The following is a 13,562-nucleotide window of genomic DNA, read 5'->3' as shown; positions in this document are numbered from 1 at the left end:
AACTTGTAATATTTATTTTTAAAATGGATTTTCATTATTAAAAATTGTACTTTCCGTCCAATTCATTTCGAAAGCTTTTAGGAGAAGTACCAACTTCTCTTTTGAAGAAACGGCTGAAATAAGCGGGGTCAATAAAACCTAAATGATCGGCAATTTCATTGCAAGACATCGTGTCATATTTGAGAAGCCTTTTGGCTTCTTGTATCGTTTTTGAACGAATAAACTCACTGCAATTAAACCCGGTACTCTCTTTAATTGCTTGATTGAGTAATTTAATACTGGTTTTTAATTTTTTAGCATAATAGGTTACAGGTGTGAGTTGGTAGTGGTTCTCGTGCATAAGATCATTGAGTTTTGTAAATAATGTATTTGTCATGACGGATGCTGGTTTCGCTGGCAAAGCGCGTTTTACATAAATGAGTAAAATTTGAATGAGGTTAGTGATAGTGCACTCTTTAAATGATTTTGTCATCCTATATTCTACATGTAAACTTTTCAAAATAGTTTCAAAGGATAAGAATTCAGACTCACTAACATTGACGGTATCAAAGTGAAAAATAGACAGATATTCAATAAATGATCTTTCAGAAAAGAAAGACATATCAAACTTGAGAAGGTAGCCATGAAGATTTTGCGTATATTCCCATCCATGAATTTGATTGGGGGATACTAAAAAAAATGAATTCTCATGAATTTCATAACTTTGGCAATCAACATAAAATGTTCCTTCGCCCTTAAAAATAAAGAAAAGCTCATAACAATCATGTTTATGCCTAGGAACAGGAGAAAGATAGTCTATTTTATCTATTTTAAAATGTTCTTCTTTAATCGTAAAAATAGGTAGTGTCATCATTCCCTCCTTCATTAGAAAAATTTGATGGATTAAAATGTATTAATTCGTTGAAATAGTTATATTTTTTACGTCACAAATATGCAAAAAAAGAATAACTAAAACCTCAATATTTCTATATTTTTGTGAAGTATATCAGATAGGGTAGTTCAATAGAAATGGATTTTAGAGAGAAATGATTGTACTTTTAAGCCCACATTTTGTACTAAAAGTGTCATTTTAGTGTCTAAAATATACATTTTAGAGCGTTTTTATGGTACTTTTACAACATGATTGTGTTTTTGTATTCTTGTACCATTGGTATATTTAATAAAATATACTTAATAAGATTATGAAAAGTATATAACGCTAGTTATTTGCATTTAAAATAATTAATAGAAAAATGATAAATATAAAATTCGTCTATCTATAAGTGGGTAAATATAATATAAATTTATAGTCTATGACAAATGTTGAGAAGAGAGTTGTCTATCTAAATAATAAGGGTATGCTTAAACTGTTCCATACTCAATAGCCGTTTTGGTGTAAAAAAGTCCTAATTTTTCTTCATTTAAAAGAGTAAATAGTTTTTCACATTCTGTATCGCTTACGTTCATGATGATTTCGAGTGGTTCATCAGCAAGCTCAAAAAAGGTTGATGAGTGGAGTTTCCCATCACGACCGATTCCCTGCGCAGCGTTTAAAATTGTGACGCCTTTAATGCCAATTTTTTCGGTTACTTCAACAAGCCAATGGCTGATATGTTCACCGTTTGGGTGTTTACGACTTTGTAGGGTTGAAAAAACGAGTTGAAAACCTTTCATAAGCTTCCTTTTTGAAGTAGGGTGTAACTGGCGATGCCTAAAAATGTCATTGTGATAGAACCTATTACATGTAAAAGAGCTGCCATAATGCTCAGGCTCAAGCGCCCCTCTTGAATGAGCGTAACAATCTCGGCACTAAAAGTGCTAAAGGTGGTGAGCCCACCTAAAAAACCTGTAATAATAAAAAGTCGCCATTCTGGAGTGAGTGCTGTATTGGAAGCAAAAAAAGCAATAGCCAAACCGATAAGATAGCCACCTAAAAGATTGGCACTGAGTGTTCCTAGAGGAAGTGAAGGATAGATACTGTTCAGTTTTGTTCCCAGAAACCAGCGTAAAAGTGCGCCAAAACCAGCACCTGAAAAAATAGCCAAAACGGTGTAAAACATCAAAAAGACCTTTTTACAAATTTAAAAAGATTATAACATAAAAGAGACTAAAAAGATTTTATATATTAGTAAATCGCTCGATATTCTTGACAATTAAAAATAAACCTGCTATTATTTCGTCAATTTAAAACAAGGAGGTAACCATGAAGTCTAATTTTCCCCCTATTCATGGGAATAGTGCTCATGTTTTTTGTCTGATGTGTTGCTAAAAAAAACGTCTTATATGTAAAAAAATCAAATCAATAGCACACAAAAGTAAAAGGAAAAAACATGAAATTCTTCAAATCAAACAACCTCTTTGGGGTAGCCATAGTAGTTTTGGCGCTTGTAGCGCCTTTTGTTCACGCCGCAGATATCTCCTTGCTCAATGTCTCGTATGATCCAACGCGTGAGTTTTACAAAGAGTATAACCAAGCCTTTGCCAAACACTGGAAAGAGCTCAAAGGTGATAATGTCACGATTCGTCAATCACACGGAGGGTCTGGTGCACAAGCTAGAAGTGTTATAGACGGTTTGGATGCCGATGTCGTCACATTAGCCCTTGCTTATGATGTCGATGCGATTGCTGAAAAAGCACATGCGATTGACCCAAATTGGCAAAAACGCTTTGCCCATAACAGCGCACCCTACACCTCTACCATTGTCTTCTTGGTACGTAAAGGCAACCCTAAAGGGATTAAAGATTGGGATGATTTAGCCAAGCCAGATGTTAAAGTCATTACTCCAAATCCTAAAACTTCAGGAGGTGCTAGATGGAACCATTTGGCCGCATGGGGTTATGGACTTGAAAAATACGGTAGTGAAGAGAAAGCCAGAGAGTTTGTCTCTAAAATCTATGCGAATGTTCCTGTGCTCGATTCGGGAGCAAGAGGTGCGACCAATACTTTTGTCCAAAGAGGTTTGGGCGATATTTTAATTGCTTGGGAAAATGAAGCGATCTTGTCGATTAAAGAACTAGGACCGGATAAGTTTGATATTGTCGTTCCGAGCATCAGTATCCTAGCAGAGCCAAGTGTCAGCATTGTGGATAAAAATGTGGACAAAAAAGGAACGAAAGAGGTAGCAACCGCTTACTTAGAGTACCTCTACTCTAAAGAGGGACAGAGAATTGCGGCTAAAAATTACTACCGGCCAACCGATCCTGAAATTATCAAAGAGAGCGAAGCAAACTTTCCAAAGCTAAAACTCTTTACCATTGACGCCGTCTTTAACGGGTGGGGTGAAGCTCAGAAAAAACACTTTGCTGACGGTGGCGAGTTTGACAAGATCTTCGCTTCAATCAAGCGATGAAATGGCGCTTTAGAAAACCGAGTGTCTTGCCAGGTTTTGGTCTGACGCTTGGCTTTAGCCTGACCTACGTAATCCTCCTAGTGCTCATTCCACTAGGAGGATTACTCCTTTATACCACCAAGCTTTCGTGGAGCGAATTTGGTGCGGTCATCCTTGATCCTAGAGTTCTGGCTTCGTTTAAACTGAGTTTTGGCGCAAGTCTTATTGCGGCGGTTATCAATCTCTTTTTTGGACTTATCGTTGCGTGGACTCTGGCTCGTTATAACTTTTTTGGTAAAAAAATTGTCGATGCACTGGTTGATTTGCCTTTTGCACTTCCAACCGCCGTTGCGGGTATTGCCCTAGCGGCAATTTTTGCGCAAAGTGGTTGGATCGGTAGACTTTTAGATCCATTTGGGATTCAGATTGCCTATTCTAAAGCAGGTGTTGTGGTTGCACTCGTCTTCATCGGGCTTCCCTTTGTGGTGCGTACCGTTCAGCCCGTCATTGAGGAGTTTGAAAAAGAGTTTGAAGAGGCATCAACAAGCCTTGGAGCTTCGTGGTGGCAGACGTTTAGCAGGGTCATTTTACCCTCTTTAATGCCAGCTCTTTTAACAGGCTTTGCACTCTCGTTTGCACGAGCGTTGGGTGAGTATGGCTCCATCATTTTTATCTCAAGCAATATGCCTTTTGTGAGCGAAATCGTGCCACTCATCATCGTGACCAAGCTTTCGCAGTTTGATTATGTGGGTGCAACGGCAGTGGGAACCGTGATGTTGCTTGCAACGTTTGTCATTTTGTTTTTGATTAATGCTATTCAGATTTACAGTCGCGAAAAAAGTTTATAGGAAAAGAGAATGCAAATAGAACATCGTTTAGAGCCAAGATGGCTTAAACCACTTTTATTGGGTATTACGCTTCTTTTCTTAGGAATTTTTTTAGTGCTTCCTTTGGCGGTGGTTTTTAGTGAAGCTCTAGCCAAAGGGTGGAAAGTTTACTGGGAATCCATCAGTGAACCAGATGCCATTGCAGCGATTAAACTAACCCTTTTAGTGGTCTTGATTACGGTTCCGCTCAATACCGTTTTTGGTGTTGCCACGGCGTGGTTGATCGCCAAGTTTGAATTTCGAGGTAAAGGGTTTTTAATTACCCTGATTGATCTGCCTTTTGCGGTTTCGCCAGTCATTGCAGGTCTTATTTTTGTGCTTTTATTTGGAAGTCAAGGTTGGTTTGGGGCGTGGTTAGGCTCGCATGATATTCGCATTGTCTTTGCGACTCCGGGCATTATAATTGCGACGCTGTTTATCACCTCGCCCTTTGTGGCACGTGAGATCATTCCTTTGATGCAAGAGCAAGGCAAAGATGAAGAAGAGTCTGCCTTAACACTCGGCGCCTCAGGGTGGCAAACGTTTTGGAAAGTGACGCTTCCCAACATCAAATGGGGTCTGCTTTATGGTGTTATTCTCAGTAACGCGAGAGCCATGGGCGAGTTTGGAGCGGTTGCGGTTGTTTCAGGTCATATCAGAGGCTTAACGACAACAATGCCTTTACATGTAGAGATTTTATACGGCGAGTACCTTTTCACCGCGGCTTTTGCGGTTGCTTCACTTTTAACCCTTTTAGCACTGGTGACATTGGTGTTAAAAAGTTTCATTGAGTGGCGCATCGGTAAAAAACGCTCACTTGCCCACTAAGGATAAACCATGAGTATTCAGATTTCACAGATTAACAAGCGTTTTGATAATTTTGTAGCATTAGATAACATTAACTTAACCATTCCCGATGGCGAGCTCGTAGCACTTCTTGGACCTTCAGGCTCAGGCAAAACAACCTTGCTTCGCATTATCGCAGGGCTGGAAGAGGCCGATAGCGGAACGATCTATTTTAACGGAGAAGATACCACCGCAACGCACGTACGTGACCGAGGCGTGGGGTTTGTTTTTCAGCACTACGCGCTTTTTCGTCACATGAGCGTGTTTGAAAACGTCGCCTTTGGTTTAAGAGTGCGCCCTAAAGCAACACGCCCGAGTGAAGAGGAGATCAAAGAGCGGGTACATAAGCTTCTTAAGCTCATTCAACTCGACTGGATCGCCAATCGCTATCCATCGCAACTCTCAGGTGGTCAACGTCAACGTGTTGCTTTAGCGCGTGCGCTTGCAGTTGAGCCAAAAGTCTTGTTACTCGATGAGCCTTTTGGTGCGCTTGATGCCAAAGTACGCCAAGAATTGCGCCAGTGGTTAAGAGCTTTGCACGATGAGATTCACATTACCAGCGTGTTTGTAACCCACGACCAAGAAGAGGCGCTTGAAGTTTCCGATAAAATCGTTGTGATGAATCAAGGAAAAATCGAGCAAATCGGTACTCCTGAAGAGGTGTACGACAGACCTGCCAATCCGTTTGTCTATAGCTTTTTGGGCAATGTCAATCTCTTTCATGCACGTGTGGAACAAGGCTCGCTGCATCTTGAAAATACAGAACTGAATACGCCTGATCTTGGAAGTTCTAAAGAGGCATCGCTTTTTGTTCGTCCGCATGAGATTCATATTAGTATTGATAATGCCCTTGGTGGTGGCATCGAGGCGAAGCTGATTGGTTGGAGATTGGTAGGTCCTCGCGTAAGAGTTGAGCTTGAAACACTGCATGAGCACCAAAAGGTTGAAGCGGAGATTTCAAAAACGGAATGGCAAGCAATTAAAGCGTATGAAAATGGCGCTTTATTTGTTCATTTTTCCAATGCACGCATTTATACAAATGAGGCTTCTTGGAACGATTATGTCATCTAAAAATCTTTACATGTAAAGCGTTCGGAATTGACAGGTTATAAGGCTTTGGAGTAGCATTTTGTTATCAATCTACCACAAGGAGCTACGATGAAATACGGCGCACGAAATGAAATCACTGCAACGGTTAAAAAGATCAAAAAAGGTGAAGTGATGTGTCAAGTCGATGTGGGCGACATCATTGCCAATAAAATGAGTTCGGTTATGACGATGGAATCCATCGAAGAGATGGGGCTGAAAGAGGGTGATAAAGTCAAAGTCATTGTTAAAGCCGTCAGTGTTTTACTGATTAAAGAATAAACAAAAAAGAAGATGCCCGATTAAGGGTATCTTCTTAAGCGACGTTCCACAAAACCATCCCTTTTTCTGCTTCCGTTTTTACATGGACTTTATCGTCCTTAAGAAACGATACTAAAATAGATTCTACAATCTCTTCATCAGGGGTTATCTCTTTACGTTTGAGCTGATCATAAGAATACTCTTTTGCCTCATCAAAGGTGTACATGTCGACCCAAGATGTTGCAAAAAAATCGCTCTCAAAAGGAATGTTTTTCTCTTTTAAAATTTCAATAAATTGATTGGCTTTGATACAGCCACCCGATGCACAATCCTCTTCTTCTTTTGTATGGGCTTTGACTAGAGCTTCAACCAATTTATTAATGCGGTATTTCCCCCAACCAACATAGATGCCTATCCCTTTTGTAGCTCCAAGCATTTTTTCAATTTTTTGTAGGTCACTAATCGCAGGGGTCATTGAAGCGATAACTATGTCATATTTTTGGTTTAATGGAAATGAATCCCAATCGCTTTGGTGCGTAGAAACTTTTGAGCTGAGTCCTTGTTCTTTTGCATCTTCATTGAGTGCTGCCAACATTCCTTCTGAAATATCCATAGCAGTTACCTGTGCCCCTTTTTGTGCTAAAGGAATGGCAATGGTTCCGGTTCCTGCTCCAATATCTAAAATAGAAGCACCCTCAAATGAAACATTTTTATTTTGGCACCAATTTAAAATATGATTGACGTCTTTGCTCATTGTTATATCGTTAAAGCGTGGGTAACGCTTTGCCATATTGTCCCAAAAATTAAATGCTGGTTCCATAAAACATCCTTTATACGTTATATACTTGGAACTATAACGAAATTTAACCATAAGTACAAGAGGGTACTGCTTAAATATGAAGCATCTTATGATATTGACTTGGTTTTGCGAAAGAACGATTAATCGAAGTGATGTTTAATGGCGTGTCGTAAAATTCCTGATAGAAGAATTTTGCTTCGTGTAAGACATCAAAATGATAGAGCTCGGGGTGTAGCATATTGGCAATGTGCATCAAACCCAAAATCCATCTTGGACTTCCAAAATCAAAGCAAGGGGCAAGATGCGTATAGATGCGTTTAGTCTTTACCGCATTGACAACAATGCCTTGCTCTTCACAGAAGGTGTAAAATTCTTCCAACGGACAATCCAAAAAAGAAGAGATAAAAATAACGTCTGGGTTGAGTGCATTGAGTGTTTCAACCGATATTTTTCGCCCAGGTCTTCCTTTTAAACCCAGCGTTTTATTGACACTAATGCCACCGGCCATCTCGACCAATTTATTTTCAAGTCGCTCCTCTTCAAGTGCAAATAAAGGTTTACCCATGACGTAATAAACACGGGGCTTTGTTATTACCTTTGGAAGTTCTTGCGCAATAATGGCAATTTTGTCTCGCATATAGGCTAGAAGTTTTTTGGCGGTAGTCTCTGTGTGGGTCATTTTGGCAAGATAATGAATGGTAGTGGCATAATCTTCAAAGTTTTGAATGTTTACATGTAAACGTTTTAGTCCATCCCCACGTAAAAGTTCTTCCCAACATGTCGTAACTTCTTTTTGATCTGTCACACCAAGTGTTGCGAGTGTTCCTTCGACAATTTCGAGTGCTCTAGTAAGTGGGTATCCGCCTTCAAAACCATCTTCATCAAAGACTTTTTGACAAGGGTTCCCTACGATAGGAAGTTTATGATGACAGTGTGAACAGGTATTGTTCTGATAGTTGTGGCTGATTGTTCTTAATTTTGAACCCATTGGGCCGTAAAAATCTCGCTCAAAAATGAGTGCACCACATTCTGGGCAGTAGGTGTTCAGGCACTCTGATCCTGGGGAGTTAAACAAGTAGACATAATCAAGGCGTGATGTGAGTTTTTTGTAAAGCATTTCCGAAGCTAAGATGGATGGCTCAAGGTTAATATTGGCATCATCAATAGGAATAAACCGCATGATCTGAAGCGGAATCTCTTTCGAAATCTTTGCTATAGTATCTGCAATAGCAAGAACTTCATCATCATTATCTTTTTTATGAATACACGCCACTTCGACATGAACGCCTTTTCGGTAAAAAAGTTCAATGTTACGTAAAACAGGTTTGTAACTGTTTGCGCCACAACTTTTGTAGATGTCATTGCACAAACCTTTAAGCCCAATGTTCACAAAATCCAAATGCGGAGCGAGCAGATTAAGCGATTCGGGTGTGAAATAGCCATTGGTGGAACAGCCTGTCAGCAGCCCACACTCTTTGGCTAAGGTGCAGATTTCAAGAAAGCTATAAAAAGAGGCGAGGGGATCGTTCATTAAAAAAGCGATACCATCGCACTCTTGCTCCAATGCTTTGTTGACAATTTGTATGGGAGAGAGTTTTTTAAGTGCAGGACTTTGCACATCCATCTCTTTAGCCACCACTGTTGAAATGCACCCCAAACAGTCAAAATTACACCCAGTGGTACTAATTTGCAAAAACTTTGCACGGGGATGAAAGTGAAGCACTGGCATCGTCTCAGCCGAAATGGGAGCTACCACAAGATACGAGTTTGGGAAGCGTTCGAGCATGGTATTGTTGTGACATTGATAACGTCCACATGCACCAACACTGTTCTCTTCAACACGGCATCTTCGTTCACAAATTGGGCAGATCATAGGGTATTCCTTTAATCAAAAGTAGGTTTCATTGCAAACCAGAGACTCTCTAAAAGGTTGATGAGAGAGTCTTAGTATTTAAAGATCAAAATAAGTTTTGAGATCTTCGTCACTCAGTGCGACACCAAAGAAGAGTTGATAAAACGCTCTCACTTTTTCTTGAATCTTAAAAGGGTAACGTGTTGGATAGAGTTTACTGGCAATCCAATGTGCCCCAATAATACGCATAAAGGAAGGTGGACGATCGGTCCAGTTAAAAGGAGATTTTGGTACTAAGTACACTCTTTTTGTTTGAACCGCTTTAAGCATAGCCCATTTTTTATCGGTAAAAATTGTTTTATAAAAAGCGGGGTTTTGCACAATAATGACATCGGGAGCATAGATGAGAACCTGCTCAAAACTGACTTCTTGCAGTCCGATAACACTATTTTGAACACATTTATGGACTAAATTTCCTCCCGCAAGCGTTAAAGGTTCAGAGTGAAATGAGACGTCACACTCTGTTTGAAGTCCGAAATCACCTTCTGCGTAATACACTTTGGTACGCTCTTGCTCAGGAACAGTCGCTACAAAATTTTTAAGCTCATCCAAATAATTTTGTGCCATATTTGCAAGCTGATTAGCACGATCTTCCTTGTGCATCACTTTTCCAAGATAGCGAAAGACTTCAGGATAATGACGTGAATCATCAATATTCACTTTGAGAGCTGGAATATTGATGCGTGCTAAATCTTTGGCCGTTTTTTCATTGAGAAGTGGCGTATCCCATGTCACAATGACATCGGGTTTTACTGCGATAATCGCCTCTAAGTTAGGGGTGTTGTTTCCATGCCAACCACCCAATACAGGAAGGCTCATAAAGTGTTTGCTTAAAAATTTCTCACCATCACTATTGTCTTTATTTGTCTGTGGAAAATTCACACCAATGAGTGGAGCATCATCGATGACATAAAGCATAAAAGTAATAGGAGGAGCTGAGCCATAAATACGTGTGACATGTTCAGGTAAGCTGATGTTTTTTCCTGAAATATCAGTAAATGTGCGTGTTGTATTGGCAAAAAGTGAACTAAAAAAAAGTAAAAAGAGAAGTAAATAGCGCATCAAAAATCCTTTGGGATTGTTTTTACATGTAAAGAGCGTTAAGCGTCAAAATAAGATTGAATACTCTCATAAGGGTAACGTTTGAGCATTTCCATACTGGTACGTCTATTGATCATACGCATTGAGATGGATTCAACCCAATTCCAAATTTCGGGTAAAAACTCTTTAGGAACATGCGCTTGTTTGAGTGCTTTTTTAAAACACATCAGCCAGATGTCACGCCCTGTTTCAGTGACTTCAAAGGGAAAATGACGTTCTCTGAGCTTTGGATGACCTTGTTTGGAGGTGTACAGATCAGCACCACCTAACATTTGTACAAAAAAATCTTCAATTTTTGTTGTGGCTGCAATAAAAGCAGCTTCCTCTTGAGGATAAAGATGACCGATTTTACTTTTACGCACGAGATCATGGTGCAACTTAACCACTTCACGAATTTTGGCTTCTCCAATCGCTAGATAGGTTTTGTTGGAAGGGAAGAAGACTTCGGGAAAGATCACATCAATCTTCGGGTGGGCACGTCTTAGATTTTCATCCGTTTGTGGGAAAGGGGCGTTGGGGTCACATTCACTAAAGAGTTGTACTTTAACACCATCAACCATAACTGGCATAGAGTCTCCTTGAACTATTAAAATAGATGATAATTTTTACTCGCATTCGTTATATAAATTAAAACATAATGGTAGCACGAAAAAAATCTATATGGCAAGAGTTTAAAGAGAGAAAAGGAGATAGGAGTTATTTTATGTGCAATAAAATGGTTACTATTTAAGCATTTTAAAAGAAAATGTGGTGGTGTTACCAAGAGCCCAAAAGAGGCGTTAAGATAGTCTTTAAACGCCTAAGATAACATTAGATGCTTTGAAAAATGCATAGGCCTCCGCATTGACTTTGAGGTTTAGTGGCTCAAATGCATCATTGGCAATGGTGGCAGTGATGGTACTTTTACTTTCAAGCTCCAATGTGACTTCTGTATTGGAGGTATCACTAAGAATTTGAATAATAGTCCCTTTGAGTAAATTTTCGCAGGCAATAGCGGGTTTACTCTTGGAAAGCAACACCGAACTTGCTTTAATGATAGCAATAGCATTCTCCCCTAGATGCAGACCGAGTTCTTGATAACTGTTTTTGGTGATGCTTGCGTAAATTTTATCAGCAGCTTTGATCGTAAGCTCAACGGCAACATTCACCGTATCTTCATTAATAGCACTAATAGTGCCTATCAGTTGGTTACGCGCGCTGAGTTTCAAAGAGAGGCGGCTAAGTGTTTGAACGATCGTGAGTAGATCTTCGCTGTTCGCAAAAAGATCTAAAAATTGTTGATGTTTTTCTTGTAAGTTGTGAAATGCTGCGATGACCTCTTCGCCTTTAGGTGTCAGAAGTGTTCCTCCGCCGCCTTTACCACCGCTTGTTTTTTGCACCAGTGGAATTTCAGAAAGGTTGTTCATCGCATCCACTGAATCCCAAGCAGCTTTGTAACTCATTTTCATCGCTTTAGCTGCTGCATGAATAGATCCATGTTCTCGAATGTGTTCTAAAAGCTCTATACGCCCTTTACCGAGATAATTTTTATCGCTTTTTTTCATCCAAAGTCGTGCTTCTAACATGGTATTCCTATCTATTTTAGAGGTGTAATTGTGGAATAAGTATAGCACAAAAGTCGAATGAAGCGCTCTTCGTGCATTCTTTTCATTATAGGATGCCTATTTTTTAAACAGAATGAACGCAGTAAAGTGTATATTTTACGTTGTATTTGCAAATATATTGCGATATAATGTTCTCGTTTCTTGTTGTCTGCTTTTTTTCGCTCAACCGTTATTATGTATAGTATATAGCGATTGAGCGAAAAGGGTTTTGCATTCGTTGATGTAAGGAGAAAAAATGCTCAGTGAAAAATTATTATCATTCGCTCTTGTGGGAATTGACCCTGTACTTTGGGTGTTGGTTTCTATGAGTGTCATCGCCGTTGGCGTGATGATCGAGCGTTTTTTGGCGTTTGGAGCCATTCAAAAAAACTATCAAAGTATTGATTATTATACATTACGTCTGAGTCTTGAAGCGCGTTTAGGTATTTTAGCCACATTTGGCAATAACGCCCCCTTTATAGGACTCTTTGGAACTGTTTTAGGAATTATTCAAGCATTTCATATGATAGGATCTTCCAATGCTTTTGATGTACAGCCCATTATGCAAGGCATCTCTGAAGCCTTGATTGCAACTGCTACGGGTCTTTTTGTTGCGATTCCATGTGTTATCGCCTATAACTATTTCACAAGACGCGTCAAAGTGGTTTTAACACAGAAGGAAGCACAACTCAATGAGGCGTGAACCTGTCTACGAGAGTGATATTGCCGAGATTAATATGACGCCTTTTGTTGATATTGTGCTGGTTATCTTGGTCATTTTTATGGTGACAGCTACCTTTGTAACACAAGGTAAGATTCCTCTGAATTTACCACAGGCCACGAACGCTGAAAATCATAAAGAGGATCAAAAGCCCATTACGCTCTCTTTGAGTGAAACGGGAGAACTGTATTACGATGATGTGGCACTCTCTATAGACGATTTAGATACAAAAATGGCACAGATAGGCGAAAAAGATCCTCATATTGTGCTTCGCAGCGACGCTAAAACACCGTTTGAATATGTTGTCAAAGTGATTGACATTTGCAAAAAACATCGCATTAGTACATTTGCAATTCAAACGACCAAGGCAGGTACGTGAAAGCATCGCATTTTTTTGCCGCCTCTTTGGGTACGCTGTTTTTACATGTAATGATTGCGTATGCTCTTTTTATGGGGAGTATGATGATTCCAAAGCCTGTTATTCGCGAGTTTGTGGTGACACAGGTGAGTTTTTTAGACGAGCCAAAACCCACACCAGCCGCTGAAGAAATCAAACATGAAGTTCCATTAGAACCTGTTAAACCTGAGCCGATAGTAGAAAAAAACCTGAAAAAAAAAGTTCAAAAAGAGCCTGTTAAAACAGTCCCTATTCAAAAACACATTCAAGAGCCTATTGTGTCATCAGCTCCTTCAAGTGACTCTTTTGTCGAACAAACGGCGGAAGCGCCCGCCAGTGCTAAAACACAAGAAAAAGCTTCCGTATCATCTTCGCACCAAAGCGATGATTTGCTCTCCATTTACCTTGCCAAAGTAAGGCATAAGATTCAAGAGAGCCTTCGTTATCCCTCTATGGCAAAAAAAATGGGATTGGAAGGTGAGGCGGTGGTGCAGTTTTTAATTCATTCCAATGGCATGGTAGATGCATCGTCCATTAAGATTGCAAAGTCCAGTGGCAAAGCGATTTTAGATCGCAATGCTATCGATGCTGTCTTAGATGCCATCCCTTTTGAGCTTCCACCCAAAGAGGAGTTGGAAATTGCAATACCCGTTGTGTTCAAGCTTAAATCCTAAGGAGATTT

16 protein-coding genes are annotated in these 13,562 nt (G+C 39.7%); 8 read left to right on the top strand and 8 right to left on the bottom strand.

Features of this window, described 5'->3' with window-relative positions; translation table 11 throughout:
* Positions 1–37 precede the first annotated feature (37 nt).
* From Sdiek1_RS13120 to crcB, 3 genes are all read right to left on the bottom strand, one after another.
* Positions 38–850: a helix-turn-helix domain-containing protein gene (locus Sdiek1_RS13120; protein WP_161492049.1), complete on the bottom strand. Its 813-nt coding sequence runs from the start codon at positions 848–850 to the stop codon at positions 38–40.
* 491 nt (positions 851–1,341) lie between these two features.
* A complete protein-coding gene (locus Sdiek1_RS13115) occupies positions 1,342–1,653 on the bottom strand; it encodes a DUF190 domain-containing protein (protein ID WP_087439511.1) in 312 nt (103 codons plus the stop codon).
* Entirely contained in the window at positions 1,650–2,039 is a 390-nt protein-coding gene (crcB, locus tag Sdiek1_RS13110) for a fluoride efflux transporter CrcB (RefSeq protein ID WP_087439510.1), read from the bottom strand. The genes Sdiek1_RS13115 and crcB overlap by 4 nt, the downstream gene beginning before the upstream one ends.
* 270 nt (positions 2,040–2,309) lie before the next feature.
* Between crcB and Sdiek1_RS13105 the strand changes: the two genes are divergently transcribed.
* From Sdiek1_RS13105 to Sdiek1_RS13085, 5 genes are all read left to right on the top strand, one after another.
* Entirely contained in the window at positions 2,310–3,329 is a 1,020-nt protein-coding gene (locus tag Sdiek1_RS13105) for a sulfate ABC transporter substrate-binding protein (protein WP_087439509.1), read from the top strand.
* The gene (gene cysT, locus Sdiek1_RS13100; protein WP_087439508.1) at positions 3,326–4,156 is read left to right on the top strand and encodes a sulfate ABC transporter permease subunit CysT; all 831 of its coding nucleotides are present in this window, start codon (positions 3,326–3,328) and stop codon (positions 4,154–4,156) included. Before Sdiek1_RS13105 ends, cysT begins: the two co-directional genes overlap by 4 nt.
* Before the next feature lie 9 nt (positions 4,157–4,165).
* On the top strand, positions 4,166–5,002 hold the full coding sequence (cysW, locus tag Sdiek1_RS13095) for a sulfate ABC transporter permease subunit CysW (protein ID WP_087439507.1): 837 nt from the start codon (positions 4,166–4,168) through the stop codon (positions 5,000–5,002).
* A gap of 9 nt (positions 5,003–5,011) precedes the next feature.
* The gene (locus Sdiek1_RS13090) at positions 5,012–6,091 is read left to right on the top strand and encodes a sulfate/molybdate ABC transporter ATP-binding protein (protein ID WP_087439506.1); all 1,080 of its coding nucleotides are present in this window, start codon (positions 5,012–5,014) and stop codon (positions 6,089–6,091) included.
* 87 nt (positions 6,092–6,178) lie between these two features.
* On the top strand, positions 6,179–6,388 hold the full coding sequence (locus tag Sdiek1_RS13085) for a TOBE domain-containing protein (protein ID WP_087439505.1): 210 nt from the start codon (positions 6,179–6,181) through the stop codon (positions 6,386–6,388).
* 34 nt (positions 6,389–6,422) lie between these two features.
* Here the strand turns inward: Sdiek1_RS13085 and Sdiek1_RS13080 are convergent, their stop codons facing one another.
* From Sdiek1_RS13080 to Sdiek1_RS13060, 5 genes are all read right to left on the bottom strand, one after another.
* On the bottom strand, positions 6,423–7,187 hold the full coding sequence (locus Sdiek1_RS13080) for a class I SAM-dependent methyltransferase (RefSeq protein ID WP_161492048.1): 765 nt from the start codon (positions 7,185–7,187) through the stop codon (positions 6,423–6,425).
* Positions 7,188–7,257: 70 nt separating this feature from the next.
* Positions 7,258–9,039, bottom strand: a complete 1,782-nt coding sequence (locus Sdiek1_RS13075; RefSeq protein WP_087439503.1) for a radical SAM protein — start codon at positions 9,037–9,039, stop codon at positions 7,258–7,260.
* 78 nt (positions 9,040–9,117) lie between these two features.
* Positions 9,118–10,140, bottom strand: a complete 1,023-nt coding sequence (locus tag Sdiek1_RS13070) for an ABC transporter substrate-binding protein (protein WP_087439502.1) — start codon at positions 10,138–10,140, stop codon at positions 9,118–9,120.
* Positions 10,141–10,178: 38 nt separating this feature from the next.
* Positions 10,179–10,748: a globin domain-containing protein gene (locus Sdiek1_RS13065; RefSeq protein ID WP_087439501.1), complete on the bottom strand. Its 570-nt coding sequence runs from the start codon at positions 10,746–10,748 to the stop codon at positions 10,179–10,181.
* A gap of 222 nt (positions 10,749–10,970) precedes the next feature.
* Positions 10,971–11,744, bottom strand: a complete 774-nt coding sequence (locus Sdiek1_RS13060; RefSeq protein ID WP_087439500.1) for a TOBE domain-containing protein — start codon at positions 11,742–11,744, stop codon at positions 10,971–10,973.
* A gap of 274 nt (positions 11,745–12,018) precedes the next feature.
* Here Sdiek1_RS13060 and Sdiek1_RS13055 point away from each other — a divergent pair, with 274 nt between their 5' ends.
* From Sdiek1_RS13055 to Sdiek1_RS13045, 3 genes are read left to right on the top strand one after another with little or no spacing between them, the layout of a single operon-like run.
* Positions 12,019–12,465, top strand: coding sequence for a MotA/TolQ/ExbB proton channel family protein (locus tag Sdiek1_RS13055; RefSeq protein ID WP_087439499.1), 447 nt, complete (start codon positions 12,019–12,021; stop codon positions 12,463–12,465).
* Positions 12,455–12,862 carry an ExbD/TolR family protein gene (locus Sdiek1_RS13050; RefSeq protein WP_087439498.1) on the top strand — a complete coding sequence of 136 codons (408 nt, stop codon included), beginning with the start codon at positions 12,455–12,457 and terminating at the stop codon, positions 12,860–12,862. The genes Sdiek1_RS13055 and Sdiek1_RS13050 overlap by 11 nt, the downstream gene beginning before the upstream one ends.
* Entirely contained in the window at positions 12,859–13,554 is a 696-nt protein-coding gene (locus tag Sdiek1_RS13045) for an energy transducer TonB (RefSeq protein WP_087439497.1), read from the top strand. Before Sdiek1_RS13050 ends, Sdiek1_RS13045 begins: the two co-directional genes overlap by 4 nt.
* Positions 13,555–13,562: the final 8 nt, after the last annotated feature.

Source organism: Sulfurospirillum diekertiae, assembly GCF_002162315.1.
GTDB lineage: Bacteria > Campylobacterota > Campylobacteria > Campylobacterales > Sulfurospirillaceae > Sulfurospirillum.
The sequence above is the reverse complement of the archived record's forward strand: the minus strand, read 5'-3'. Positions and strand labels throughout refer to the sequence as shown.

Bases quoted from the DNA above. Each gene is read 5' to 3' on its own strand.
- Sdiek1_RS13120 (WP_161492049.1), bottom strand. From the start codon at position 850: ATGACACTACCTATTTTTACGATTAAAGAAGAACATTTTAAAATAGAT.
- Sdiek1_RS13115 (WP_087439511.1), bottom strand. From the start codon at position 1,653: ATGAAAGGTTTTCAACTCGTTTTTTCAACCCTACAAAGTCGTAAACAC.
- crcB (WP_087439510.1), bottom strand. From the start codon at position 2,039: ATGTTTTACACCGTTTTGGCTATTTTTTCAGGTGCTGGTTTTGGCGCA.
- Sdiek1_RS13105 (WP_087439509.1), top strand. From the start codon at position 2,310: ATGAAATTCTTCAAATCAAACAACCTCTTTGGGGTAGCCATAGTAGTT.
- cysT (WP_087439508.1), top strand. From the start codon at position 3,326: ATGAAATGGCGCTTTAGAAAACCGAGTGTCTTGCCAGGTTTTGGTCTG.
- cysW (WP_087439507.1), top strand. From the start codon at position 4,166: ATGCAAATAGAACATCGTTTAGAGCCAAGATGGCTTAAACCACTTTTA.
- Sdiek1_RS13090 (WP_087439506.1), top strand. From the start codon at position 5,012: ATGAGTATTCAGATTTCACAGATTAACAAGCGTTTTGATAATTTTGTA.
- Sdiek1_RS13085 (WP_087439505.1), top strand. From the start codon at position 6,179: ATGAAATACGGCGCACGAAATGAAATCACTGCAACGGTTAAAAAGATC.
- Sdiek1_RS13080 (WP_161492048.1), bottom strand. From the start codon at position 7,187: ATGGAACCAGCATTTAATTTTTGGGACAATATGGCAAAGCGTTACCCA.
- Sdiek1_RS13075 (WP_087439503.1), bottom strand. From the start codon at position 9,039: ATGATCTGCCCAATTTGTGAACGAAGATGCCGTGTTGAAGAGAACAGT.
- Sdiek1_RS13070 (WP_087439502.1), bottom strand. From the start codon at position 10,140: ATGCGCTATTTACTTCTCTTTTTACTTTTTTTTAGTTCACTTTTTGCC.
- Sdiek1_RS13065 (WP_087439501.1), bottom strand. From the start codon at position 10,748: ATGCCAGTTATGGTTGATGGTGTTAAAGTACAACTCTTTAGTGAATGT.
- Sdiek1_RS13060 (WP_087439500.1), bottom strand. From the start codon at position 11,744: ATGTTAGAAGCACGACTTTGGATGAAAAAAAGCGATAAAAATTATCTC.
- Sdiek1_RS13055 (WP_087439499.1), top strand. From the start codon at position 12,019: ATGCTCAGTGAAAAATTATTATCATTCGCTCTTGTGGGAATTGACCCT.
- Sdiek1_RS13050 (WP_087439498.1), top strand. From the start codon at position 12,455: ATGAGGCGTGAACCTGTCTACGAGAGTGATATTGCCGAGATTAATATG.